Raw genomic sequence first — 24,673 nt, 5'->3', positions numbered from 1 at the left:
AAAGTGAGTGCGCTGGCAGCACCGCCCGCACCTCCGTCGCCGGCAAGACCACCCGTTCCGCCGGCACCGCCGGCACCACCGATGCCCGCGGTGCCCCCTGTCCCGCCGTCACCGATCAAGAAGCCCCCCGCGCCGCCATTACCGCCGCGCCCACCGACTCCACCCGTACCGCCGGTGCCGCCGATACCGCCACCACCGCCGATGCCGCCTTTCCCGCCGTTGGCCGCCTGATTGAGGCTCTGATTCGAAGCGGCACCCCCTAACCCGCCATCACCGCCCGCACCACCGACCGCACCGACCCCGCCGATGCCTCCTTGTCCGCCGGTTCCGCCTTGACCACCCTGACCGACGAAGAATCCGCCGTGGCCGCCATCTCCACCGGCTCCTCCCGCGCCTCCCACACCGCCAGACGCACCGGCGGCGCCGCCACCACCATTGCCGCCGGCACCAGCATTGGAACTACCTGCGAAGGTGGCTGCGGAACCGCCGGCACCACCGGTGCCACCGGCACCACCGGCAGCCAGCGCAACAGCTCCATTGCCACCCGCACCGCCGGTAGCGCCATTGACGTTGGCAACATTGGCGGTCGCGTTCCCGCCTGCGCCGCCGGCTCCGCCGTTACCGCCGACCCCCCCGGCGCCACCATTTCCCGCAATCGCGGAGCTCGCCGTCGACTCAGCATTGCCGCCCGCTCCCCCGGTGCCACCCGTAGCACCGGTGCCACCGTCACCGCCGGTGGCACCGGCAGTGCCGTAGGCGAAGGCGGGAGTCGAATCGTGCTGGCCGGCCGCCCCGGTTGCGCCCTGCCCGCTGATCACCGGATTCACACCCTGGCTGCCGGTCAGGCCGGTACCGCCCTGGCCGCCGGCCCCGCCGTCGCCGAACAGCAGCGCACTGCCGCCATTGCCGCCCTGCCCGGGCAGGCCGCCGTTCACGCCCGCGATCGCAGTGCCGCCCTGCCCGCCGGCACCACCGTTGCCGAACAGCCAACCGCCGCTGCCGCCGTTACCTCCGACCGCCCCGGCCCCGCCCCGGCCGCCGGCACCGCCGTTGCCAAGCAGACCCGCCGCGCCGCCTCTGCCGCCAACCTGGCCGGGTAGTCCGTCGCCACCACGACCGCCGTTGCCGTAGAGCAACCCGCCCGCACCGCCGTTCTGTCCCGGTGCACCCGCGGCACCGTCGCCCACCAGCGGGCGACCCAACAGCGCCCGGGCGGGGGCGTTCACCACGTCCAGCACGAGTTGGTCGATGCTGGCGGCCTCGGCACCGGAATACGCCACGGCACCCGTCCTCAGCGCCTCGACGATCTGCGCATGAAACGCCGCGCCGCGGGCGCTGAGCGCCTGGTAGGACGCGGCGTGCCCGCCGAACACCGCCGCGATCGCCGTCGAGACCTCGTCGGCCGCGGCCGCGAGCACCTCCGTCGTCGGCGCCAGGGCGGCCGCGTTGGCCGCAGTCATCGCGGAGCGGATGCTCGCGAGATCTGTTGCCGCAGTGCTCAACATCTCCGGTGTAGCAACGACGAACGACATGGCGGCAGCCTCCAGACACGGCCCAATCCCGAATTTGGGCAGACGTATTGTGCGCCGCGCCGTCGCGATTGACCAGCGTTTCGAGGAAGAACTCGTTAGGCGGTCCGCTTAGCCCGGTTGGCCGGATGCTCCGGTGCCGCCGGGTTGCCCGTCGTCCCCCGTACTGCCGTCGCGGGTCGAGCCCGCGCCTCCGCTACCGCCCGCGCCGGATCCGCCGCCGGCGCCACCGCCGCCGCCGGCGCCCCCCGGCCCAGCGGCGCCGTTGACACCGGACTGACCGAACAGCGCGCCCCCGGCACCGCCGGTACCGCCGCGACCGCTGCCGCCGCCGTTGCCACCGGTGCCGCCGTCACCGCCGTCCCCCCCCACGCCGCCGGTACCGCCCTGCCCTTCGCCCGCTGTCCCCTGGCCGCCCGCGCCGGCAGCACCGCCCGCACCGCCCTGTCCACCGGTGCCGCCGGCACCGCCGACGCCCGCGTCGCCGCCGTCACCGCCGTTTCCGATCAACCCGCCGCGGCCACCACCGCCGCCATCCCCACCGGCACCGCCCGTACCGCCAACACCACCGCCGGCTCCGTCTCCGCCATTGCCGCCGGAGCCTCCGAAGGCTTGGTGCGCAGCGCCCGCAATCCCCGTTCCGCCTTCCCCACCGATGCCACCGCCGCCGCCAACGGCTCCGCTGCCACCGATACCCCCAATGCCCCCGACCCCACCGGCACCACCGGTGCCGACCAGCAGACCGCCGTTGCCCCCCCGACCGCCTGCGCCACCGTTGCCGCCGCTACCACCGGAGGTTCCGGCCGCGCCGCCGCCGATGCCGCCGCCACCGCCTGCGCCGACACCGCCAGTGCCGGTCGACGCGAAGCCGCCGTCTCCTCCTCGACCGCCTGCACCACCCGGTGCACTGGCGACGTTTCCGCCTCCGCCGCCCCCGCCGACGGCAGAGCCGGCGTCGACAAGCACCGCTCCGCCCTGGCCCCCGTCGCCCCCGTTTCCGCCGGCGCCGCCGGGCCCGCCGTTTCCGCCGAACCCGTCACCGGCGCCACCGTTGAAGATTCCGGCGAATCCCCCGAATCCGCCGGTGCCGCCCGTCGCTCCGGACCCGGCATCTGCGCCGTTACCTCCGTTGCCGCCGTTCACGTTGCCGCTAACGCCGCTCAGGATCTCCACCGTGCCACCGGAGCCGGTCGCGCCGGTGCCGGTGATGATGGGGTTGACGCCAGGAGACCCAGGCAAGCCGGTGCCACCCTGGCCGCCGGTACCGCCGTCACCGAAAAGCAGGGCGCCGCCGCCGTTGCCACCTTGGCCAGCGTTGCCGCCGTTGATTCCGGCGACCGCTGCCCCGCCTTGACCGCCGCTGCCACCGTTGCCGAACAACCACCCGCCACTGCCGCCGGAGCCGCCTGACACGCCGGCACCGCCGGCGCCGCCGACACCTCCATTGCCGATCAGGCCCGCGGCGCCGCCGTTACCACCCACCTGGCCCGGCCGGCCGTCGCCACCGCGGCCACCGTCGCCGAACAACAAGCCACCGGCACCACCGTCCTGACCCGGGCCCCCGTTCGCACCGTTGCCGATCAGTGGGCGACCCAGCACGGCCTGCGTGGGTGCATTCACCACTCCGAGAACCTGCTGTTCCAGCACCTGCAAGGGTGACGCGTTGGCGGCTTCGGCGCCCGAGTACGAACCGCCGCCTGCGCTCAATGCCTGGATGAACTGCCCATGGTAGGCGCTCGCCCGGGCGCTGAGGTCCTGAAAGGCCCGGCCATGCCCGCCGAACAGCGCTGCGATGGCAGCCGAGACCTCGTCGGCCGCGGCAGCCAGCACCTCCGTGGTCGGCGCGGCGGCAGCAAGGTTCGCCGCCGTGAGCGCGGAGCGTATCCCCGCAAGATCGGCCGCGGCAGCGGTCAACACCTGCGGAGTGATCAGGACATAGGACATTCGCAGCCTCCGAGTCGCGCCTCGCTCCCGATTGGAAGCAGACGTATTGTGCGCAACGCGGTAGCAATTTGTACGCGTTTCCCGGAGCAGAATTGAAATTTCTGCGTCAAGCAGAATGCTATTCGAATCGGCGCGCCGTTTTGGTAAACAAAATAGAATGCCGTTCGGAATTCAACCGAGTCGTGGAGCCTCAGTCGTGCTGTTTCGCCGCACCGGCGGCCGACAGCGCCTCGAATTCCTGGTCGGTGAGGCTGATTTCGGCCGCAGCGACGTTCTCCTCCAGGTGCGCCACCCGCGAGGTGCCGGGAATCGGCAGCATCACCGGCGACCGTTGGAGCAGCCAGGCCAGCGCCAATTGGGACGGCGTCGCGCCGTGCGCAGCGGCGATCTTCTGCAATGGGCCGTCCGGCGCCGCCAGCGGGCCGGATGCCAGCGGGAACCACGGGATGAATCCGATGCCCTGGGTGGTCGCGGCGTCCAGCAGCGGTTCGGCGTTGCGTGAGGTCAGGTTGTACATGTTCTGCACCGACACGATCGGCGCGATCTCCCGTGCGGCGTTGAGTTGGTCGACGTCGATCTCCGACAGTCCGATGTGACGTATTTTGCCCTCGCCCTGCAGCGCGACCAGCTCACCGAGTTGGTCGGCCAGCGGAAAGTTCGTATCGATGCGGTGCAGCTGATAAAGATCGATGGTGTCGACGCCGAGACGCCGCAGGCTCATCTCGCATTCCTGGCGCAGGTAGCTCGGATGCCCGAGCGGGACCCAGACATTCGGGCCGGTGCGCAGCAACCCGGCCTTGGTGGCGATCACCAGGCCGGTATACGGGTGCAGCGCCTCGTGAATGATCTCCTCGGAGACGTACGGGCCGTACGAGTCGGCCGTGTCGATGAAGTTCACCCCCAGGTCGACGGCGCGGCGCAGCACGCGCACGCATTCGTCGCGATCCGCGGGCGGGCCCCAGACGCCCGCACCGGTCAGGCGCATCGCGCCGAAACCGAGCCGATTGACCGTCAGGTCGCCACCGAGGGTGAACGTTCCGGATGCTGGTGCAGACACGTTTCCGACCGTACCCGCGTCGGCGGTCGAATCTGCTGCCGCCACAGTGGTTACCGCGCATTCGGCGGCCCCGGCGGCGCCGGGCGTGGCAAGCTGGGCCAGGTGGACCTGCGCACGCTCGCTCAGCAACAGCTGACGTACCCCGAAGTGGGCGCGACCGCCGCCGATCAACTGCCCCCGGGTTATGACCACATGAGCGCATCGGCGCAGATCGGCACCGGGCGGGACCGCTTCGAGCAGGCGGCCAAGGCCCTCATGCACTGGGGTATGCAACGCGGCGCCGGACTGCGGGTGACCGCCAGCACCGACACCGTCGCCGTCTCCTCCGTGGTTGTCGTCACCATGTTCCGCGTGCTGCGCGCCCCATGCCGTGTGGTGTACGTGATCGAGGAGGCAGACGTGCGCGGCTTCGCCTACGGCACGCTGCCGGGGCACCCGGAATCCGGGGAAGAGCGCTTCGCCGTCCGCTACGACCCGAGCACTTCAGCGGTGTACGCCGAGGTGTCGGCGTTCTCCCGGCCCGGGACCTGGTGGAGCAGACTCGGGCGGCCCTTCGTCGCGGTGGCGCAGCAGCTGATCGCGAAGCGGTATCTGCGCGGGGTCTGACCCGCCCCGGGCGATCAGCCCCAGCGGGACAGCAGCTGCCGGGCACCCGAGCACATCGCCTCGAGGACTTCGCCGACGGTGGCGTTGTCGCGAATCATCCCGACCCCCTGGCCCGCGTCCACCGGTGCCACCGGTTGCCCGCACGCCACCGGATCCGCTGCCAGTGCAGCCTCGCGGCCGGTCCACCGGGTGACGAACTCGTCGGCCAGGACCCGCGAGGGAAATCGCTCCGGCCAGGGCAGGCCGGCGGCGACGTCGAACACCCGGGTCACCCGCGTGTCGGTTGCGGCCGCCTCGATCAGGGCCTGACGGCCGGAGTCCCCAGTCAGCGCCTCCGGGCAGGCGGCCAGCCGGGTGCCCACCCACGCCCCGCTGGCACCGGCGGCCAGCACGGCAGCCAGACTTCGCGGCGAGGCGATCCCGCCCCCGGCCAACACCGGAACGGATACGGCATCCAGCACCACGTCCAGCAACGGCAGCGTCGCCAACCGCACGTCGCCGTGGCCGCCGCCTTCCGTCCCGCGCGCCACCACGATGTCGACGCCCGCGCCGGCCGCCCGGCGGGCCCCTTCCGCATCGTAAACCTGTGTGGCAGTTGCGATTCCGGCCTCATGTGCGGCAGTAACCCAGGAGAAGTCTGTACCGAAGCTGACCGACAGCAGCACCGGCCCCGCCGCCAGCGCGTCATCGAGCAGCCCGCGCCGGCTGCGCATCACCCAGTCCACCAGGCCGATCCCGAACCGCCCGCGCACCTGCCGCAACTCTTCCGCCAGCGCCGACCGGGTCGAGGTGCTGCCCATCCCGACCATGCCCAGCCCACCCGCCGCACTCACCGCCGTCGAAAGTCGACCTCCCGCGACCCCGCCCATCGGCGCATTCACGATCGGCACCCGCAGGCCGAAGTCTCGCGACCAGGGGGTGGCGAGCACGGTCAGTGCGAAGCGCCGGGCTGGGACTTCAGCACGGTCAGCATCACCACCGAGTCCTGCACGGCGAGCAGCGCATGGCGTACCGGTGGAATGGCCACATAGTCCCCGGTCTTGCCGTCCCACGCGTCCTCACCCGCAGTGAGGCGCACATGACCCTGCAGCACCTGCAAGGTCGCCTCGCCGGGGCTGTCGTGTTCGGACAGCTCCTGGTCGGCGAGCAGAGCCAGCACGGTCTGGCGCAGTTCGTGAGTATGGCCGCCGTGGATGGTATGGGCGGCGCGGCCGCTGTGCGACTTGCGCGCCTCGGCCAACTTCTCCGACGCCAGGTCGGTCAGCGAAATGGATTCCATGGCCCTCGCCTTTCAGCTGTTCAGTAGCAGTATCCCCGCCGCCAGCAGCGCCGCCACTTTGACCACCTCTAAGCCCACGTAGACGTAATGGGCGCGGGAGCGCGGCGCGTCCAGACCGGCCAGCACCTGGTCGGAACGGCGGGTCAGACGCGGACGCACCGCGATGAGCTGGGCGGCCAGGGCGACGGCGGCGATCGAGAACGCCACCGCGATCCGCAGCGGCGTCGGGCCGGCCACTACCAGCGCCCCGATCACCATGGCGAACGCGACTTCGACGGTGTTGAGGGCGCGGAAGACCAGGCGACCGATGCCCAACCCGATCTGCAGCGTCACGTTGGGCGCCCGGAACTTCAGCGGGGCTTCCAGGAACGAGATGGCCAGCACCATACCGAGCCAGACGAAGGTGACGGCGACCTCGGTGGCCCGCCCGGCGTTCACCGCGCGGTACTCACCGGGGCGAGGTGGGCCAGGCAGAGGTCCGGTTCGACGAACGCCTCCAGCCTTTCGACGGTCACCGGTGCCCCCCAGGTGTCCAGGGCACCGCGCATCAATCCCAGGTGAACGGGGCAGATCAGATTGGGCTGCTTTTCGGCGAGCTCGAGGAAGGGGCAGTGGCGAAGGCCGAGCTGCTGGTTGCCGTCGGCGGCGCGCAGTTCGGGTTCGAACCCCAGATCGTCGAGTACGCCGAGCAGGTGCGCGATGGACTCCGGTGCGCCCGGGTCGGGTCCGGGAGACCCCAGCCGCTCCCCCCACGCCCGGCCGGCGGCAACGGCCCGGGCTGCCGAGTCCGGCTCGGCGCCGAGGCTGCGGGCCAGTATCTCGGCCAACAGCCGATACTGCCGCGCGCCATCGCGATCCATCTGCGGCACGGCCCGGAACATCAGCGGCGGGCGGCCCGGGCCGCGACGGTCCGGCGCCACGTGCTCAACCCGGCCGTCGCCGACCAGGCCGTCCAGATGGAAGCGCACGGTATTGGGGTGGACGTCCAGCTTCTTGGCGATCGCGGCGATGCTCAGCGGCCCCGGGGAAGCGCGAAGGATCCGCAACACCGCGCGACGACGACCGGTCGACTCGGGCCCTGAATCAGGATCTGCCATGGCGAGTCACTTACCTTCCCGGACGACGCGTGGACTAGCGACTTTACACAAGTGGAATTGTGCAAACCAGGCCGGGAGAACGCGGACGGCTCCCCGCCGGCCCCGCACGGCTGCGCTACCTTACAGTGCAGCAACAATCATCACTATGGCCGCCACACACGACTCCCTCCCCCTCTCCGGCCGGGACGATGAACACGTCCCGGGACATTGGCTGCTGGCCCGGCTGGGCAAGCGGGTGCTGCGCCCCGGCGGCGTCGAGCTCACCCGTACCCTGCTGGCCCGGGCCGAGGTTGCCGGCGCCGACGTGCTCGAACTCGCTCCCGGCCTGGGCCGGACGGCGGCCGAGATCGTGGCCCGCGGCCCCCGGTCCTACATCGGTGTGGAAGCCGACCCCGACGCGGCCAACCACGTGCGCGGCGTCCTGGCCGACCGCGGCAAGGTGAAGGTCAGCGATGCGGCCGACACCGGGTTGCCCGACGCCACCGCAGACGTCGTGATCGGCGAGGCGATGCTGACCATGCAAAGCGATACCGCAAAGCACGCCATCGTCGCCGAGGCCGCGCGGATGCTGCGGCCACGCGGGCGGTATGCGATTCACGAGCTTGCCCTGACCCCTGACGACCTACCCGGAGATGTCGCCACCGACATCCGGCAGTCGCTGGCCCGGGCGATCAAGGTCAATGCGCGTCCGCTGACGGTCGCGGAGTGGACCGAACTGCTGGCCGGTCACGGCCTGGTGGTACAGCACGTCACGGCGGCACCGATGGCGCTGTTACAGCCACGACGGCTGATTGCCGACGAAGGACTCTGGGGCGCAATCAAATTCGCCAAGAATGTGCTCGCCCAGCCCGATGCGCGCAAGCGGGTACTGGCAATGCGCGGCACCTTCCGCAGACATCGCGATCGGCTGGCCGCGGTGGCCATCGTCGCGCAGAAACCGGGTTGACGTTGCCGGCCGGTCCGGTGGCGCGGCTGGTCGTCCTGGACGGCCGGCACCATCGGGTCGTCGAGTTGATCGAGAACCCCACCAGAGTCGGCCGCGCGCCGGACAACCATGTCGCGCTCGACGACCCCGGCCTGTCGCGCTGCCACTGTGAGTTCCGCCGTAGCGAAACACACTGGCTGTTGCGGGATCTCGACAGCTTCAACGGCTCGTTCGTCAACGAGCGCATGGTGACCGCGCACCGGTTGCGCTCCGGTGACCGCATCCGGGTGGGCTCGACGGTGCTCTACTTCGAATCCGGCGCAGACGCTTCGGCCGCACCCGCCGACGTCGACGGCGATGCCCAGCTGGCCACCAGCCACAAGTTGCGCAACCTGGCGGCGCTCATCGAAACCACCAAGGCGCTCAACAGCGAGCCCGACAAGGCCAAAATCCTCGAAACGATTGTCGATAAGGGTATCGAGCTGATCAAAGCCGAACGCGGTTTCCTCATCCTGGTGCACAACGACATGCTGGACTTCAAGGTGGCGCGCAGCTCCGACAGGACGGTGATCCGGCATCCGGCGCAGTTGATCTCGCGCTCCGTGCTGAACGGGGTGACGACGACGGGCGAGCCGGTGCTGACGACAGACGCGCAGACCGCGTTGACCGGGTCGTTGTCGATCACCGCCCTGGAGGTGCGTTCGCTGATCTGTGTGCCGTTGCGACTGAAGGACCGCATCCTGGGCGCGCTCTACGTGGACAGCAAAGTGGCGGAGGGGAAGTTCAATGAGGAAGCGCAGAACCTGCTGCATGCTTTCGCTGACCAGGCGGCGATCGCCATTGAAAACGCCCGCCTGTTCGACGAGGTCGCCGAGTCGCGCGCAGCCGAGAGGAACGTACGGCAGATGTTTCAGAAGTACGTGCCGGCCGACGTGGTAAGGGAAGCGCTGAAGATGAAGAACGGGGGGCGGCTCAGTGCGAAGCTCACGGCCACCGTGTTGTTCAGCGATATCCGGGGCTTCACGTCGATCAGCGAAACGATGCGCCCCGAAGATGTGGTCAGCTTCCTGAACGACTACCTGCATCGCATGGTTGCGATCGTGTTCGACGAGGGTGGGATTGTCGACAAATTCATCGGCGATTCCGTGATGGCCGTCTTCGGCGCTCCGGTGCCCAAGCCCGATGACGCCGCACGTGCCGTCCGCGCCGCGCTGCGGATGATCGAGGAAGTCGTGCACTTCAACGAGCAGCAAAAAGCGAGGGGCGGCATAGCAATCGACGTCGGAATCGGGTTGCACACCGGACCGCTGATTGCCGGCAACATCGGCTCGGACCGGAAGATGGAATACACCGTCATCGGCGATACTGTGAATGTGGCGAGTCGCGTCGAGTCGCTCAACCGTGAATTGAACACGAACGTCTTGATCACCCAGCAGTGCTACGACGCGATCGGTGATGCCTTTGCGGTGCGTGCCCTACCGCTGGTTCAAGTCAAAGGCAAGAAGCTGCCGTTGCAGGTCTACGAAGTGCTGCGCGACGAGATCGACTCTGCGACAACGGAAGTCTTGCCTTCGATCAACCGCTGACTGCTCACTATCGGCCGTCGAGCGTCTGCCGGGCCCGCTGCACGCTCCCGTCTATCAGCCTGTCGATCGCGCCGAAGTAGGTTGGCGACGGCGGTTCACCGACCAGATCGGCGACGGCGCGCTGCTCGCCGAGAACGTCGACCGCACTGAGGTTATCGGCCATTCGCCCGGCATGAACCTGCAACCCGGCCAGCATTTCGCTGCATTGCGAGCCCGCCACGAGGGTGCGCCGCGCCAGCGTCCGCAGGGTGTCCCATTCGGCGTGCCAGGGGCCGTCCGGCCGCTCGTCGTTGGCCAGCGCCGCGGCGGTGTGCAACATGGCGGCCAGCGGCGGTGCCGCCAATGCGGCTCGCCGGATCAGAATGGCCAGCACCGGATTACGCTTGTGCGGCATGGACGACGACCCGCCGCGGCCCCCGGCGGCGGGTTCGCTCAGTTCGGCGATTTCGGGACGGGCCAGCGTGACGACGTCGGAGGCGATGCGCCCCCAACTGTCGGTACACGCCACCAACGCATCGGCGGCGGCCGTGATCGGCGCCCGCGCAGTATGCCATGGCGGCCGGAAGTCAAGTCCCAAAGTTGTCGCGGCGCCGCGTCCGACCCGTTCGGCGAGCTCGGCGGGCTCGGTGACGCCCGCGCGCAAATTCGCCAATTCCACTACGGCCGAACAGTTTCCGACGGCACCACCGAACTGACCAGGGGTGGACACCCCGGCGAGCCGGTCAAGGGCGTCCAGCACACCGGTGAGCCAGCCCGCCGCCTTGGCCCCGAACGTGGTGGGGGCGGCAGGTTGGGTCAGCGTGCGGGCGACCATGGGCGCGGCCCGCTGCGCAGTGGCAAGCCGAGACAGCGTGGAGATCTGTGCCGAGAGCTGGTCACGGAGTTCGTCGATGACGCCCCGCAGCGCCAGCATGAGGGCAGTGTCGAGGACGTCCTGGCTGGTCAGTCCGCGGTGAATCCACGGACTCAGCGCCGGCACCGCCCGCTGACGCAGCAGTGTAACCAGGCCGATCACCGGATTGCCGCCGCCCTCGGCGGTGACCGCCAGCCTTTCGCAGTCCGATTCCGCCACCAGGGGCCGCAGATCGACGCCTGAGACGGGCGCCAGCCCGGCAGCCGCCAGCGCACCTAACCATGCCGATTCCACCGTAACCATCGACCGCAACAGAGCCGGGTCGGTCATGTGGTCCCCGGCGCGTTCGTCACCGGGCCACAACAGATTGGTCATCGCCGACTGTCCCGGTACGCCAGGAAAACGGTCTCGCGGGGCCCCTGCAGATGCACATCGAAACGGTATCGCGTTCGGCCCGAGTCGGTTTCGTCGACACAGCGCAATGTGGCGCGGCGCTTTGGGCCGACGTCAGACAACGCCGGATCGTTGTCCAGATCGGCGTCGGGCAGGTAGGCGCGAGTGAAAAGCCGGTCCAGCAAGCCCCGCGCGAACACGGTGACGGAGAAGTACGGCGGGTGCCCGGCGCTCGTCAGACCCGGGGCCACAGTGGTGAAGTTGTAGTGCCCGTCCGCGTCGGTCGCTGCCCTCCCCCATCCGGTGAATGTCCACCCGTCGCGCCGTAGTGACCCGGACGCGCGCGGTACCCGGCCGGCATTGTCGGGTTGCCAGATCTCCAGCAGCGCATCGGGCACCGCGGCACCCGCCCCGTCGTATATCGTGCCGTGCAATTCGACGGCCCCGGGGAACGCGTCGCAGACCAGTTCGCCGTCGCGCGCGAACGGCAGACCGATACCGAAGAATGGTCCGACCGTTTGCCCTGGTGTACAACGAGATTCGGTCATCGGAGCACAATGTCCCACCGGTAGCCTGTCGCGTAATTCGGTTCGGTGACCTCATGGTCGTACTCGGCGATCAGTCGTTGCCGCGCAGCGGGATCAAGGACCGACTGGACGATCGGGTCCAGCCCGAACAGCGGGTCGCCGGGAAAGTACATCTGAGTGACCAGCCGCTGGGTGAAAAGCGTTCCGAATAATGAGAAGTGGATGTGCGCGGGCCGCCAGGCGTTGCGATGGTTGCGCCAGGGGTAGGGGCCCGGCTTGATCGTCTTGAAGCGGTAAGAGCCATCGGGTCCGGTGAGGCAGCGACCGGCGCCGATGAAGTGAGGATCCAGCGGCGCGGGGTGTTGGTCACCTTGATGCCGATACCGGCCGCTGGCGTTGGCCTGCCAGATCTCCAACAACTGACCAACCAAAGGGCGGCCGGATCGGTCAAGCACCCGCCCGGTCACAATGATCCGCTCTCCGATCGGTTCACCCGGATGACCGCCCGTCAGGTCGGCATCGAGCGGGTCGACGTCCTGGTGGCCGAAACAGGGTGCCCAGCATTCGATCTCGTCGGGGTCGATACTAAGCAGTGGGTTGCCCGGATGGCGCAGGGTGCTGCTGCGATAGGGCGGGAAATTGAGCCGCGGCATGGCTTCTTCCCCGCCGACTCGCTGGTAGTCGGCCACGATGGCGGCAATCTCGGCCGAGATGTCACCTTGCGACGCGGCGCGTTCCGGTACGGCCTCCACGTAGCGTCAGGTTACTCGCTGCAGCCCGGTACAGCGCGATTAGTTGAAGAATTCGTCAAAATCACGCGCGGCCGGCAGACCTCGGTGCTAGATTTCGCGCTCGGGCTCGGAAATCTACAGGAGTGGCGATGTCGTATCTCATCACAACACCGGACACAGTAATTGCTGCTGTCGGTGATCTGGCCAAGCTTGCCTCCTCGATCGATGTGGCCAGGGCTGCGACAGCGGGCTCAACCACAGGCATCCTCTCGGCTGGTGCCGACGAGATCTCGGCGGCCATTGCAGCGCTGTTCAGCACGCATGCTGAGACCTTTCAAGCGGTCAGCAGGCAGGCGTCGGCATTTCACCGCCAATTCATGCAGAACCTGACCTCCGGCGCGATGTCCTACGCCAGCGCCGAAGCCGGCAATCTTTCCAGCCTGGCCGCCGCCGAGCCCGGCCTGGAGCTGTTCGGGATGTTGATCGTCGGCAACGGCGCGAACGGGACCGCGGCAAATCCGACCGGCGGCAACGGCGGACTGCTGTGGGGCAACGGCGGCGCCGGATACACCCAGCCAGGATCCGCTGGCTCGACCGGCGGCAATGGCGGTAACGCCGGCCTGTTCGGCAACGGCGGGCGCGGTGGCGGCGGCGGGTACGGCGCGGCCGGCGGGCAGGGCGGCGCCGGCGGATGGCTGTTCGGCAACGGCGGTGCCGGCGGGACCGGAGGCGCCGCCGTGACGGGTTTCAACGGTGGGGCGGCCGGCAGCGGCGGCGCCGGCGGCAGCGCGATCCTTTTCGGCAGTGGCGGCGCCGGCGGGCAGGGCGGCGCCGGCCTGGCCGGAACTGGCGTGGCCACCCCCGTCATCGGTCCGGCCGCCCCCGGCGGCAACGGAAGCCCTGCCACAGGCAGTCTCCCTAACGACGTGATCATCGCCGGCAATGCCGGTTCCGGGACTTCCGGCTCCACCGGCCAGGTGGGCGGGACGGGGGGTATCGGCGGTAGCGCGGCCAATTCGGGCGTCGCGAGTTCTTTCTATGGCGCTTTAGGCGGTGACGGTGGCCAGGGCGGCATGGGTGGTCCAGGCAGTGCTGCCACGATCGCGGGAACCGGGGGTCACGGTGGTGCCGGCGGCAACGCCGGGCTGCTGTTCGGTGACGGCGGGGACGGGGGGCTGGGCGGCATCGGTGGCGTCGGCGGATCGGGCGGCACCGGCGCTACGGGTGGCGTGGGCGGTACCGGGGGTACGGCTACCGCCACCGCCAGTTTCCAAGGCGCAAGCGCTGCAGCCGGCGGCACCGGCGGAATCGGCGGCACCGGCGGCACCGGCGGAACCGGCGGCACCGGCGGAGTCGGTGGCGACGGGGGTAGCGGCGGGCGCGGCGGAATGCTTTACGGCAATGGCGGCAATGCCGGCTATGGCGGCGCCGGCGGCGTCGGTGGTGCCGGCGGTGTCGGCGCTGCCGGGGGGGCCGGGGGGACTGGCGGCTTCGCCATCGCGGCGGGTGACGGAGATGTCACCTCTAAAGCCGGCCCCGGTGGCGTCGGCGGCGTCGGCGGCGTCGGCGGAACCGGCGGCACCGGCGGGACCGGGGGCGCAGCCGGCACCGCGGGAGCCGCAGGGTTGCTCGGCTCTGCCGGAGGCGGCGGAGCGGGCGGCACAGGCGGCGTCGGTGGTGCGGGTGGCGCCGCGGGAGCAGGCGGGGTCGGCGGTTCGGCTGGCAGCGCCTCCGGCGGTAACACCATCGCAGGAAGCGCCGGCGGCAACGGCGCAAACGGCAGCACGGGCGCCCAGGGCGCGTCCGGCGCGAACGGCTGAGGCACGGCCTACCCGGAGGATACCCTTGGCGCCATGCCGAGCGACTACGTTTACGACCAGGGTTTCGTCGACGAGCGAAACCGGTTGGCCGCCATCGAGAGCTTGTGGGACCCGGGCACCCAGGCGCTGCTCGACGAGCTCGGCCTTCGCAGCTCCGAAAGGCCATGGCGCTGTTTGGAAGTCGGCGCCGGCGGAGGGTCACTGCTGCACTGGATGACTGGTCGCGGGGCCACCGTGGTGGCTGTCGACATCGACACTCGCTTCATCGAATCGCTCGCCGGCGACAGCATCGACGTCCGGCGCCTCGACATCCGCACCGACGAGCTGCCCGAGGGTGAGTTCGACCTGGTGCACTCCCGACTGGTGCTCGAGCACCTGCCGGACCGACGACAGATCCTTGACCGCCTGGCCGCGACGTTGCGTCCCGGTGGCTGGATGGTGATTGAGGACTTCGACTGTACGGCGTTGGGCTTCGATCAAGACGACCCGCTATTCGAGCGGGTCAGGGAGGCGATCCTCGAGCTCAGCCGACGTGCCGGTTCCGAGCCGTACTATGGCCGCCGCGTCGTCGCCGACATGGCCGCCGCCGGACTGACGGAGGTGCGGGGAGAGGGCCGGGCCAAGGTCATCGATTCACGCACAACGGGTTTCGACTTCTTCCGGTTGTCCTTCGAAAGCTTGCGCTCAGCCTTGGTGGAAGCCGGGTTGCTATCGCGAGAGGACGCCGACGCAGCCGCTGCCCGATTCGGTGCAGACATCCGGGTTTTCACGCCGATCATGATGGCCGGAATCGGCAGACGCGCAGTGACCTAAAACGCCTTCCCAGCGCAGCCCTTCCCTTGGTGCGCAGCTTGTGCAGGGACGAGCCCCTCAGCTGCGCAATATGCGCCGCCATCCGAGCTGCTTCGGGCACAAACCGCAGCGCCCGAAAGCAGAGCAACCGTTTCGCCCCAAAGCCAGGACATGCTCCCGCGCAGCGTGATTGAATTTCCCGGCTCGCGCGGATCCGCCGACTGGATGAGAGGCACCAAGTGTCGTTTGTGTTTGCGTTGCCGGGGGTGTTGGAGACAGCGGCCACGGACCTGGCGAGCATCGGCTCGAGGCTGAGTTCGGCCAGCAGCGCGGCTGCGAATCCAACCTCGGTGCTGGTTGCCGCAGCCGAAGACGAGGTGTCGGCTGCGATCGCGGCGGTGTTCTCCGGACACGCACAGGCCTATCAGACGCTCAGCGCCCGGACGGCGGCCTTTCATCAGCAATTTGTCCAGTCGCTCAACGCCGGCGCAACCGCTTATGCCGCAGCCGAGGCGGCCAACGTCGCGCCACTGCAGGCGCTGCTGGACGTGGTCAACGCACCGGTCCAGACGCTCACCGGACGCCCGCTTATCGGCAACGGCGCCAACGGAGCTCCCGGAACCGGCCAGAACGGCGCGCCGGGCGGGTGGTTGATCGGAAACGGCGGGTCCGGCGGGTCGGGTGTCGTGGTCGACGGAGCCAATCTGACCGGCGGAGCCGGCGGAAGCGGTGGCGCGGCCGGCTTACTGGGCCTTGGCGGTACCGGTGGCGCCGGCGGGAACAGTACCGGTGGCAATGGCGGAGTCGGCGGGGGCGGCGGTGCCGGCGGATTCCTGTGGGGACAGGGCGGGGCCGGCGGTCTCGGCGGCTCGGCATTGGGCGGCAACGGCAACGGCGGCAACGGCGGGGCCGGCGGCGCCGCGGGACTCTTCGGCGCGGGCGGGGCCGGCGGCAACGCTGGCGACGGAGTGCTGTTCGGCTTGAACAACGGCACCGGCAACGGCGGTACCGGCGGGGCCGGCGGCAACGGAGGGCTGCTGTATGGCGCTGGCGGCGCCGGCGGGACTGGTGGAAGCGGCCTCATTGGGAAAGGCGGCAATGGCGGCGTCGGCGGCAATGCCGGCTTGCTGTTCGGCAACGGCGGGGCAGGCGGAGACGGCGGCTTCGGCGCCGTCGCCGGCGGTAACGGCGGCGACGGCGGGACCGCCAGTGTGCTGGCTTCCAACGGCGGAGTCGGCGGGGCCGGTGGGGTCGGCAACGCCACCGGCGGCATCGGAGGGGATGGCGGCCGCGCACTTCTGCTCGGCAATGGCGGGATCGGGGGCACCGGCGGAGCGGCCCTGGCCGGCGGCATCGCCGCGGCCGGCGGGGATGGCGGCTGGGGCGGTGTGTTGTTCGGCAACGGCGGTGCCGGCGGAGCCGGCGGGCAGGGGGTGACTTCCGGTGGCGCCGGTGGGGCGGGGGGCAACGCTGTCCTGATCGGCAACGGCGGCAACGGTGGCAACGGTGGAACGGGTCCCGCCCCGGGCGGCAGCGGCGCCGGCGGGAATAGTGGTTTGCTGCTGGGCGCTGACGGATTCAACGCGAGGCTCAACAACTCTCCGCTGCACGTCCTGCAGCAGCAGACGCTCAACGCGATCAACACGCCCGTCGAGGCGCTGCTGGGACGCCCCTTGATCGGCAACGGCCTGCCCGGGACTCCCGGGACCGGTCAAAACGGCACACCCGGCGGAATCCTGTTCGGCGACGGTGGCGCCGGCGGATCAGGCGGCGTAGGGCAGAACGGCGGTGCCGGCGGGTCCGCGGGACTCGTCGGGTCCGGCGGGGCAGGCGGTGCCGGCTGGGGCTCCACGAGCAGCGCGGCCGCGGGGAATGGCGGTGCCGGTGGGTTAGGCGGCTGGCTGTTCGGCGATGGCGGAACCGGCGGCTCCGGCGGGTTCGTAGTGAACACCGCCGCCACTCTCGGCGGTGCGGGCGGGGCCGGCGGCGCCGGCGGGCTGTTCGGTGGCGGTGGACACGGCGGCGCCGGCGGCGGAGGCTTCGGCGGAATGAACGCGATCGGAGGCGCCGGCGGGACCGGCGGGACCGGCGGACTGCTCGCAGGCCTGGTCGGCGCCGGGGGTGGCGACGGCGGGGCCGGCGCTTTCGGCATCAAGGACGCCGGTGCCGGCGGAGCCGGCGGCAACGCCGGGCTGCTGTTCGGATCTGGAGGCGCCGGTGGTCTCGGTGGAACCTCCACCATCGGTGGCGGCGCGGCCGGCGGACAAGGTGGCAGCGCCGGCCTGCTGTTCGGTTCGGGCGGGGACGGCGGCGAGGGCGGGTTCAGCTACAGCGGCGACGGCGGCACTGGCGGAAATGGTGGACAAGCCGCCCTTCTGGGCTCAGGCGGTGGCGGCGGGATCGGCGGCAGTGGTTACGGCTTCCCCAACGGGACCGGCGGGACCGGCGGGACCGGCGGACGGGGCGGCCAGTTGTTCGGCAACGGTGGCGCCGGAGGCGCGGGCGGATATGGAACTACCACGGGCGGCACAGGCGGGGCCGGGGGCAACGCCGTGCTGATCGGCGACGGTGGCAACGGCGGCAACGGCGGTACTGTCACGGGCTCCCCCGCCGGGCCCGGAGGCACCGGCGGAAAGCGCGGGCTTCTGGCGGGCGCAGACGGGGACAACGGCCTGGCGTAGCTGTCCCCCGGCGCGCACGTTTATTGACCGCGGGGCACCCCAACCAGCATTCTCTAAACGACGGAGATGCTCTCTGTAAAGCAGACAGCTCAACGGCGATTGGGGACGAGTGACCGGTCTTTTCGACCACGTCCGTCGGGGCATGATCCCCGCGCACATCTACAACGACAGCGACCTGTTCGCACTGGAGAAGGAACGGCTTTTCAGCCGAGCGTGGATGTTCGTGGCGCACGAATCGGAAATTCCGCAAGAAGGCGACTACGTGGTGCGCCGCGTGCTCGACGATTCGTTCATCATCGCGCGGGACTCCACCGGCCAGGTTCGGGCCCTTTTCAACATGTGCCTGCACCGCGGTATGCAGGTGTGTCGCGCCGAGATGGGCAACGCGTCCAATTTCCGCTGCCCGTACCACGGCTGGACATACCGCAACGATGGGCGACTCACCGGGTTGCCCTTTCACCGCGAGGCCTATGGCGGCGACGATGGCTTCGACAAAGGCCAAACCCTCTTGCCTGCACCGAATATGGCCACCTACAACGGCTTGATCTTCATCAACCTGGAGCCGCACGCGCAGCCGCTGCGGGAGTTCCTGGGCGACTTCGCTTTCTATCTGGATTTCTACACCAAGCAGAGCGCCCACGGCCTCGAGGTCAGAGGTCCACAGCGCTGGAGGATCAAGGCCAACTGGAAGATCGGCGCGGAGAATTTCTCCGGCGACATGTACCACACCCCGCACACGCACGCCTCGATCGTCGACATCGGCCTGTTCCGGGAGCCCAAGGCGCAGAAGCGCAAAGACGGTGCCACCTACTGGGCGCACCGTGGCGGCGGAACCACCTACAAGTTGCCGCCGGGTGACTTCGCCGAACGCATGCGTTATGTGGGTTATCCCGACGAGATGATCACCCGGATCAAAAACGTCTGGTCACCGGCTCAGCAGCAGGTGGTGGCCGAGGACGGCTTCATGTTCTCCGCGGCCACCTGTTTTCCGAACCTGAGCTTCGTGCACAACTGGCCCAAGCTCCCCGAAAGCGATCAAGTGCTCCCATTCATCTCGATCCGGCAGTGGCAACCGATCAGCCAGAACGAAACCGAGGTGTATTCGTGGTTCGCCGTCGACGCGGCCGCGCCGGAGCGATTCAAGAAAGACTCTTACCGGGCGTACCTCATGTGCTTCGGCTCAACGGGCATGTTCGAGCAGGACGACGTGGAGAACTGGGTGTCTCTGACCACCACCGCGGGCGGGTCGATGGCTCGCCGACTGCTGCTGAACAGCCGAATGGGTCTGCTGGCCGACGACAGCCCGGTCATCGAGGCACTGCCCGCGGAGTCTTTCCACGGTCCGGGCCGGGCACAGGTCGGCTACAACGAGTACAACCAGCGCGAATTGCTCAAGTTGTGGGCGCAGCAATTGGAGTCCGCATGAACAAACCTTTGCCGTTCAACGACATTCGGCATCAGCAAGCGCATCAATTCCTGGTCGACGAGGCCTACCTGCTGGACGCGCAGCAGTACGAGGCATGGCTGGAGACCATGACCGACGACATCCGCTATGTCATGCCGGTGCGCGTCACCACCGCGCGCAACGCGGGATTCGACGCGTCGCCATTCCCCAGACCCGGGATGGATCACTTCAACGAAGACAAGTACTCGCTGGCCCAGCGCGTCGCCCGGATGGGTACCGAGCACGTCTGGGCCGAGGACCCCCCGTCGCGGCTGCGCCACTTCATCACCAATGTCCGCACCTTCGAGCAGGATTCGGGGCACCTGCTCGTCGAATCGGCGGAGTTGCTGTTTCGCAGCCGCGGCGACGTCAACGACAGCGCATTGCTGTCCTGCGGCCGTCAAGACCTGCTGCGCTGGGACGAGGGCCGGAACTGCTGGAAGTTGGCCCGCCGCACGATCATTGCCGACGAATCGGTCTTGCGCATGCAGAACCTGGCGGTGTTCCTGTGAAGCCGGTCGGCGAGCCCATTACGGTGGCAAACGAATTCACCGAAGTCGTGATCCAGCGGGTCGAGACGCGCAATGGCTCGCGACTGTTGATCAGCTCCCCGCGCAGTGGCCGGTCGATCACCCTGGACGCGTTGGAGGTCGAGGCCCTCACCTGGCAGAACCCTCGTACGCTGGCAGCCATGGTCGGCAACTCCCACGCCCCGCTGCTGCCCGATAAGTCAGAGGGTCACGATGGCCGGATGGCTTGACGGCAAGCGTGCCCTGGTGGTGGGCGCCGGTTCGGGAATCGGGCGTGCGGTCGTCGATGCGTTCGTTGCCGAGGGCGCCAGAGTTGCTGTCCTGGAACGTGATCGCGCGAAATGCGAGCGACTGCGCCAGCAACTGCCCCAGTTTCCGGTGATCGACGGCGACGCCACCACACGCGCCGCCAACGATCGCGCGGTCGAGGTGACGCTCGAGGCGTTCGGCGGACTCGACACCCTGGTCAACTGCGTCGGAGTCTTCGACTTCTATCGGGGAATCACCGATGTCGACGGTGACACCCTGCCCGCCGCCTTCGACGAGATGTTTCGCACCAACGTGCTCAGCCACCTGCAATCGGTGAGGGCCGCGCTACCGGCACTGCAGCACGGGACCGGCTCCTCGATCCTGCTGACGGAGTCGACGTCGTCCTACCAACCCGGACGTGGCGGCGTGCTGTACGTGTCGTCGAAGTTCGCGGTCCGCGGCCTGGTGGCGTCGTTGGCACACGAACTGGCCCCGCTGATCCGGGTCAACGGGGTGGCCCCCGGCGGGACGCTCAACACCGATCTGCGGGGGCTGGCCAGCCTGGGCCTCGACGGCATCCGCCTCGACGACTCCCCGAACCGGGCGACAGATCTGGCCGCCCGCAGCCCCCTGAACGTCGCGCTCACGGGCGCAGACCATGCCTGGGGTTATGTATTCCTCGCCTCGGATCGTGCTCGCGGCATCACCGGTGAAACAGTGCACCCAGACGGCGGATTCGGCTTGGGCGCGCGGACATGAGCCTGGAATCACAACGCGCGCTGGTAGCCCAAGGATGCCGGGTGGCCGCAGCGCGTGGTTTGGTTGACGGCATCCTCGGCCATCTGAGCCTCCGAGTCGACGACGAGCACCTGCTCATCCGCTGTCGCAGTGACACCGACAGCGGCGTGGCCTTCACCCGACCGAGCGACGTTCGCCTGATCACCTTCGACGGAACCGCTGGCGCCGCAGGCGAACTCGACGGCTACCGGGTACCGAACGAGCTACCGATCCACCTCGAAACGATGCGGGCCAACTCGCGGCATCGCGCCGTCGCGCACCTGCATCCGCCCGACGTCGTAGCCGCGGACCTGACCGGCATCGCAATCCGGCCCATCTACGGCGCCTATGACATTCCGGGTGCATGGCTGGCCCGTGCCGGTGTCCCGGTGTACCGACGCGCCGTGCTGATCCGTAATTCGCGGCTGGGCAGGGAGATGGTGGCGGCGATGGGCAACGCGCCGGTGGTGATCTGTCGGGGGCACGGCATCACCAGCGCCGCCGGCACGGTGGCGCAGGCGGTGCTCCAGGCGATCAGTCTCAACGAGCTCGCCCGCATGTCAATGCGGGTGCATACGGCCGGCGGCACGCTTCGCGGCATCGACGACGACGACTGGGACGACCTGCCGGACTTGGGATCCGGCTTCCACGTCGAGGCGGCCTGGCGGCACGAGGTCGCCCGGCTGAGCCGGGATCAGCCCAGCTGATCGCCGATCTCCTTGGCGGCCAACAGAAGTGCGGCGGCCATGCTTCGAGGCCGGCAGTCGGTTCTGCGGCGCCGCGGCATTGAGGGCGAGACGCAGTCCGGGCGCGCGAGTGGGTGTCCAGACCGCGACCGATGCCACGCCCTCTTCGCTCTCTTCACGGTTGGTGGCGTAGCCACGCGCCCGGATGCGGCTCAGTTCCGACTCGAGCCTGGCGCGGCTGACGATCGAGCGGGCCGTGATCGCCTCCAGTTCCGCGCGCGGAAACAGCTGTCGCAGTTAGGATTCCGGCAACCGAGCAAGCAGCGCTTTGCCGGTCGACTTACAGTGCGCCGGCATGGAGCGACCCAACCGGGACGCCACCCGCACGGCCGCTGACCCCTCGACCGCGGCGATGAACCGCACGCCCGCGCCGTCGATCATGCCGACATGTATTGTCTCGCAGAGTGTTTCACTGCGCCGCCGGATGATCGGCAACGCTGCGCCGGCAATGTCGGTGCGGCCGAATATCGCGAACGCCACACCGGTCAGGGCCGGGCGGGCAGGTACGCCTTGGAATCCGGGTCCTGGCGGACGAAGCCCCGATAGGTCAGCATCGCCAGCAGCCGGTGCGCGGTCGACGACGCCACACCCAGGTAGCGGGTGGCCTCACTCAACCGGTCTGCGGCTGCTCACCGAGCAGCAACAGCAGTTTCAGCGCGTTGTCGACCGACTCGATCGGATACTGCGGCACCTCGTTCGGCACCTGGCCAGGCTATCCCGCTTTACCGTTGCTGCCCGGCGGCCCGAGCAGGCCGTCCACCCCGGTGGCGCCGTCGGGTGATCCGCCCGCACCGCCGGCGCCGCCCGCGCCGCCCAGTGCCAGGTTGCCGCCTTTGCCGCCGCCTACGCCGCCGTTGCCGCCGTTGCCGCCCTGACCGCCGAGGCCCCCGGCACCCCCGGTGCCACCGGTCCCGCCGCCGCCGGACGCGCCGGCCCATCCGATCAGGCCGCCGGCTCCCCCGCTGCCGCCGCTGCCGCCCCCGGCGCCCCCGTCGCCGCCGGCGCCGCCCTTGCCGCCGAGGCTGCCGTTGGCGCCGTCGCCGCCGGTCACCGTTCCGACGCCGGTCGCGCCACCGCCCGCGCCACCGTTACCGCCGGCGCCACCGATGCCGCCGACACCGCCGGTGCCGCCGAGGCCTCCGGCGCCGCCGGCACCACCGATTCCGATGAACGGGCTGGCCGCACCACCGTTGCCGCCGATGCCTCCACTGCCGCCCGCGCCACCCGAGCCCGCGTTCCCGCCGATGCCGCCAAGGGCGCCGTCACCGCCGGTGGCCGGTCCGCCGCCGGTGGCCTGCCCGCCCGCGCCACCGTCGCCGCCCGCATATCCGTTGGCGCCGATGCCGCCGGTCCCTCCGGTGCCGCCGGCCCCGCCGGTGCCCCCGTTGCCGAAGAACAACCCGCCGCGCCCGCCGTCGCCGCCGGTGCCACCGGCACCGCCGCTGCCGGCGACTCCGACGGCATCGGTACCCGCACCGCCCTTGCCGCCCGCGCCCCCGGTCGCGGATCCAGTTGTGGTGTTCTCCGCCGCACCGCCGGCACCGCCCTGTCCGCCCGCGCCGCCGCCCGCCCCGCCGCTCGTCGCATTGCCGCCGTCACCACCGGTGACAGCCGAGTTGTCCACGATCGTTCCCGTGTTGGTCAACGTCGCCGACCCTCCGGAGCCACCGGCGCCGCCGTTGCCACCGGCACCACCGGAAGCGCCCCCGTTGCCGCCGGCACCGCCGTTGATAAAGATGTCGCCGGTGATCGATCCGGAGTTGGTCAACGTCGCATCGCCGCCGCTCCCGCCGGGACCGCCGGTTTCCCCCGCACCGCCGTCGGTCCCAGGCTGGCCCGGATCGGCGTTGAGATCGACACCGCCGACGATCACGCCGATATTGGTGACGCCCAGGTCAGTCCCGTCGTCGCCGGCCTTCGCCGTACCGGTCGGGGTGGGATTGACCCCGGCCTTGCCCGTCAGGCCATTGCCACCCTGCCCGCCGGCACCGCCGGAGCCGAACCAATTGGCATTGCCGCCATGACCGCCGTTGCCGGGCGAGCCGCCCAGCACACCCTCGATCGCCGGACCGCCCTGCCCGCCATCGCCGCCGTCGCCGAACAGTGCCCCCCCGACGCCGCCGTTGCCGCCGGCCGCGCCGGCTCCACCCAGCCCGCCGTTGCCGCCGCTACCGATGACCAGGCCCCCCGCACCGCCAGTGCCCCCCGGCGCCCCGGAGCCACCCGTGCCGCCGATACCGCCGGAGCCGAAGTAACTGGCCGCGCCACCGATGCCGCCAGCCGCACCAGGGCCACCTCCCCCGCCGAAGCCACCATTGCCGATGACGCCGCCGATGCCCCCGGTGCCGCCGATCCCGCCGGTGGCACCAAAGCCGCCATGGCCTCCGGCCCCTCCGCTGCCGAATAGTCCGGTGGCCCCGCCGGCCCCCCCGACGCCGCCGACCGTTGTCGCACCCTGAGGTCCGCCGAGCCCGCCGGTGCCGCCGTTGCCGATCAACCAACCACCACGCCCGCCCGCACCACCGGCCGCACCGGATCCGGTCACGCCGGTACCGCCGACCCCGCCGATTCCGCCGCTGCCGATCAACCCGGCATCCCCGCCCGGACCGCCGGCCTGGCCCGCCGCACCCGAACCGCCCTTGCCGCCGTTGCCGAGCAACAGCCCGCCCGGCCCGCCCGCGGCACCCGAAAAGTCCGGCGCATCAACGCCATTACCGATCAGGGGACGTCCCAACAGGGTCTGGGTGGGAGCGTTGATCAACCCCAGCAGGCTATCCATCGGCGAGGCACTTGCGGCCTCGGCCGCGGTGTAGGCACCTGCACCGGCCGACAACGACCGCACCAACTGCCCGTGAATCTCCGCGGCTTGGGCACTCAGGCTCTGATAGCTGCGGGCGTGCGCTCCGAACAGTGTCGCTATCGCTTCCGACACCTCGTCCGCAGCGGCCGCGACGATGCTTGCGGTCGGTGCCGCGGCCGCGGCATTCGCCGACGCCAACGCTGAGCCCACTCCCGCGAGATTCGAGGCGGCCGCCGACATCAGCTCCGGTACCACGGTGACAAACGACATCTGCAACCTTCCGACGGGTCCGACGCTCGCCGCGTTG

The 24,673-nt window shown here is 70.0% G+C and carries 22 protein-coding genes and 1 pseudogene; 11 read left to right on the top strand and 12 right to left on the bottom strand.

Annotated elements, in window-relative coordinates:
- The 3 genes from AC5Y7D_RS16965 to AC5Y7D_RS16955 form a co-directional block, all read right to left on the bottom strand.
- Nucleotides 1–1,532: PE family protein (locus AC5Y7D_RS16965; protein WP_499925960.1), on the bottom strand; the 1,532-nt coding region annotated here is incomplete at its 3' end.
- Between the two features lie 108 nt (nucleotides 1,533–1,640).
- Nucleotides 1,641–3,473 carry a PE family protein gene (locus AC5Y7D_RS16960; RefSeq protein ID WP_499925959.1) on the bottom strand — a complete coding sequence of 611 codons (1,833 nt, stop codon included), beginning with the start codon at nucleotides 3,471–3,473 and terminating at the stop codon, nucleotides 1,641–1,643.
- Nucleotides 3,474–3,663: 190 nt separating this feature from the next.
- Entirely contained in the window at nucleotides 3,664–4,530 is an 867-nt protein-coding gene (locus AC5Y7D_RS16955; RefSeq protein WP_499925957.1) for an aldo/keto reductase, read from the bottom strand.
- 102 nt (nucleotides 4,531–4,632) lie between these two features.
- Here AC5Y7D_RS16955 and AC5Y7D_RS16950 point away from each other — a divergent pair, with 102 nt between their 5' ends.
- Nucleotides 4,633–5,136, top strand: a complete 504-nt coding sequence (locus AC5Y7D_RS16950; protein WP_499925955.1) for a DUF1990 domain-containing protein — start codon at nucleotides 4,633–4,635, stop codon at nucleotides 5,134–5,136.
- A 14-nt stretch (nucleotides 5,137–5,150) separates the two neighbouring features.
- Here AC5Y7D_RS16950 and AC5Y7D_RS16945 read toward each other — a convergent pair whose 3' ends face one another.
- Genes AC5Y7D_RS16945 through AC5Y7D_RS16930 form a run of 4 tightly spaced genes read right to left on the bottom strand, consistent with a single transcriptional unit; the run spans nucleotide 5,151 to nucleotide 7,512 of the window.
- Nucleotides 5,151–6,065: an NAD(P)H-dependent flavin oxidoreductase gene (locus tag AC5Y7D_RS16945; protein ID WP_499925953.1), complete on the bottom strand. Its 915-nt coding sequence runs from the start codon at nucleotides 6,063–6,065 to the stop codon at nucleotides 5,151–5,153.
- Nucleotides 6,066–6,067: 2 nt separating this feature from the next.
- The gene (locus AC5Y7D_RS16940) at nucleotides 6,068–6,415 is read right to left on the bottom strand and encodes a cupin domain-containing protein (RefSeq protein ID WP_499925951.1); all 348 of its coding nucleotides are present in this window, start codon (nucleotides 6,413–6,415) and stop codon (nucleotides 6,068–6,070) included.
- A gap of 12 nt (nucleotides 6,416–6,427) precedes the next feature.
- Complete coding sequence (locus AC5Y7D_RS16935; protein ID WP_499925949.1) at nucleotides 6,428–6,853, bottom strand: hypothetical protein; 426 nt, start codon at nucleotides 6,851–6,853, stop codon at nucleotides 6,428–6,430.
- Entirely contained in the window at nucleotides 6,850–7,512 is a 663-nt protein-coding gene (locus AC5Y7D_RS16930; protein WP_499925947.1) for a helix-turn-helix transcriptional regulator, read from the bottom strand. The genes AC5Y7D_RS16935 and AC5Y7D_RS16930 overlap by 4 nt, the downstream gene beginning before the upstream one ends.
- A gap of 145 nt (nucleotides 7,513–7,657) precedes the next feature.
- On the opposite strand from AC5Y7D_RS16930, the gene AC5Y7D_RS16925 reads away from it, so the two are divergent.
- The gene (locus AC5Y7D_RS16925) at nucleotides 7,658–8,458 is read left to right on the top strand and encodes a class I SAM-dependent methyltransferase (protein WP_499925945.1); all 801 of its coding nucleotides are present in this window, start codon (nucleotides 7,658–7,660) and stop codon (nucleotides 8,456–8,458) included.
- A complete protein-coding gene (locus AC5Y7D_RS16920) occupies nucleotides 8,455–10,023 on the top strand; it encodes an adenylate/guanylate cyclase domain-containing protein (protein WP_499925943.1) in 1,569 nt (522 codons plus the stop codon). Before AC5Y7D_RS16925 ends, AC5Y7D_RS16920 begins: the two co-directional genes overlap by 4 nt.
- A gap of 7 nt (nucleotides 10,024–10,030) precedes the next feature.
- On the opposite strand, the gene AC5Y7D_RS16915 is transcribed toward AC5Y7D_RS16920, so the two are convergent.
- The 3 genes from AC5Y7D_RS16915 to pcaH are packed head-to-tail and all read right to left on the bottom strand — an operon-like array spanning nucleotide 10,031 to nucleotide 12,548.
- Nucleotides 10,031–11,251, bottom strand: coding sequence for a lyase family protein (locus tag AC5Y7D_RS16915; protein ID WP_499925941.1), 1,221 nt, complete (start codon nucleotides 11,249–11,251; stop codon nucleotides 10,031–10,033).
- Entirely contained in the window at nucleotides 11,248–11,817 is a 570-nt protein-coding gene (gene pcaG, locus AC5Y7D_RS16910) for a protocatechuate 3,4-dioxygenase subunit alpha (RefSeq protein ID WP_499925940.1), read from the bottom strand. The genes AC5Y7D_RS16915 and pcaG overlap by 4 nt, the downstream gene beginning before the upstream one ends.
- Nucleotides 11,814–12,548: a protocatechuate 3,4-dioxygenase subunit beta gene (gene pcaH, locus AC5Y7D_RS16905; protein ID WP_499925938.1), complete on the bottom strand. Its 735-nt coding sequence runs from the start codon at nucleotides 12,546–12,548 to the stop codon at nucleotides 11,814–11,816. Before pcaH ends, pcaG begins: the two co-directional genes overlap by 4 nt.
- 128 nt (nucleotides 12,549–12,676) lie before the next feature.
- On the opposite strand from pcaH, the gene AC5Y7D_RS16900 reads away from it, so the two are divergent.
- The 8 genes from AC5Y7D_RS16900 to phtC all read left to right on the top strand — a co-directional run bounded on the left by AC5Y7D_RS16900 (nucleotide 12,677) and on the right by phtC (nucleotide 21,527).
- Nucleotides 12,677–14,347: a PE family protein gene (locus AC5Y7D_RS16900; RefSeq protein WP_499925936.1), complete on the top strand. Its 1,671-nt coding sequence runs from the start codon at nucleotides 12,677–12,679 to the stop codon at nucleotides 14,345–14,347.
- A gap of 33 nt (nucleotides 14,348–14,380) precedes the next feature.
- Nucleotides 14,381–15,160 (top strand): class I SAM-dependent methyltransferase, encoded by a 780-nt coding sequence (locus tag AC5Y7D_RS16895; protein ID WP_499925934.1) that lies wholly within the window; start codon nucleotides 14,381–14,383, stop codon nucleotides 15,158–15,160.
- A gap of 218 nt (nucleotides 15,161–15,378) precedes the next feature.
- A complete protein-coding gene (locus tag AC5Y7D_RS16890; protein ID WP_499925933.1) occupies nucleotides 15,379–17,820 on the top strand; it encodes a PE family protein in 2,442 nt (813 codons plus the stop codon).
- Between the two features lie 142 nt (nucleotides 17,821–17,962).
- Nucleotides 17,963–19,246, top strand: coding sequence for a Rieske 2Fe-2S domain-containing protein (locus AC5Y7D_RS16885; RefSeq protein WP_499925982.1), 1,284 nt, complete (start codon nucleotides 17,963–17,965; stop codon nucleotides 19,244–19,246).
- The gene (locus AC5Y7D_RS16880) at nucleotides 19,243–19,776 is read left to right on the top strand and encodes a 3-phenylpropionate/cinnamic acid dioxygenase subunit beta (protein ID WP_499925932.1); all 534 of its coding nucleotides are present in this window, start codon (nucleotides 19,243–19,245) and stop codon (nucleotides 19,774–19,776) included. Before AC5Y7D_RS16885 ends, AC5Y7D_RS16880 begins: the two co-directional genes overlap by 4 nt.
- A complete protein-coding gene (locus AC5Y7D_RS16875; protein ID WP_499925931.1) occupies nucleotides 19,773–20,024 on the top strand; it encodes a dihydrodiol dehydrogenase in 252 nt (83 codons plus the stop codon). The genes AC5Y7D_RS16880 and AC5Y7D_RS16875 overlap by 4 nt, the downstream gene beginning before the upstream one ends.
- Nucleotides 20,008–20,802, top strand: a complete 795-nt coding sequence (hcaB, locus tag AC5Y7D_RS16870; protein ID WP_499925930.1) for a 3-(cis-5,6-dihydroxycyclohexa-1,3-dien-1-yl)propanoate dehydrogenase — start codon at nucleotides 20,008–20,010, stop codon at nucleotides 20,800–20,802. Before AC5Y7D_RS16875 ends, hcaB begins: the two co-directional genes overlap by 17 nt.
- Nucleotides 20,799–21,527, top strand: a complete 729-nt coding sequence (phtC, locus tag AC5Y7D_RS16865) for a 3,4-dihydroxyphthalate decarboxylase (protein WP_499925928.1) — start codon at nucleotides 20,799–20,801, stop codon at nucleotides 21,525–21,527. Before hcaB ends, phtC begins: the two co-directional genes overlap by 4 nt.
- On the opposite strand, the pseudogene AC5Y7D_RS16860 reads toward phtC, so the two are convergent.
- Nucleotides 21,515–22,269: pseudogene (locus AC5Y7D_RS16860) on the bottom strand (IclR family transcriptional regulator). The gene phtC and the pseudogene AC5Y7D_RS16860 overlap by 13 nt on opposite strands.
- A gap of 9 nt (nucleotides 22,270–22,278) precedes the next feature.
- On the bottom strand, nucleotides 22,279–24,636 hold the full coding sequence (locus AC5Y7D_RS16855; protein ID WP_499925927.1) for a PE family protein: 2,358 nt from the start codon (nucleotides 24,634–24,636) through the stop codon (nucleotides 22,279–22,281).
- Between the last annotated feature and the right edge of the window lie 37 nt (nucleotides 24,637–24,673).

Source organism: Mycobacterium sp. NGS49, from assembly GCF_059812565.1.
The sequence above is the reverse complement of the archived record's forward strand: the minus strand, read 5'-3'. Positions and strand labels throughout refer to the sequence as shown.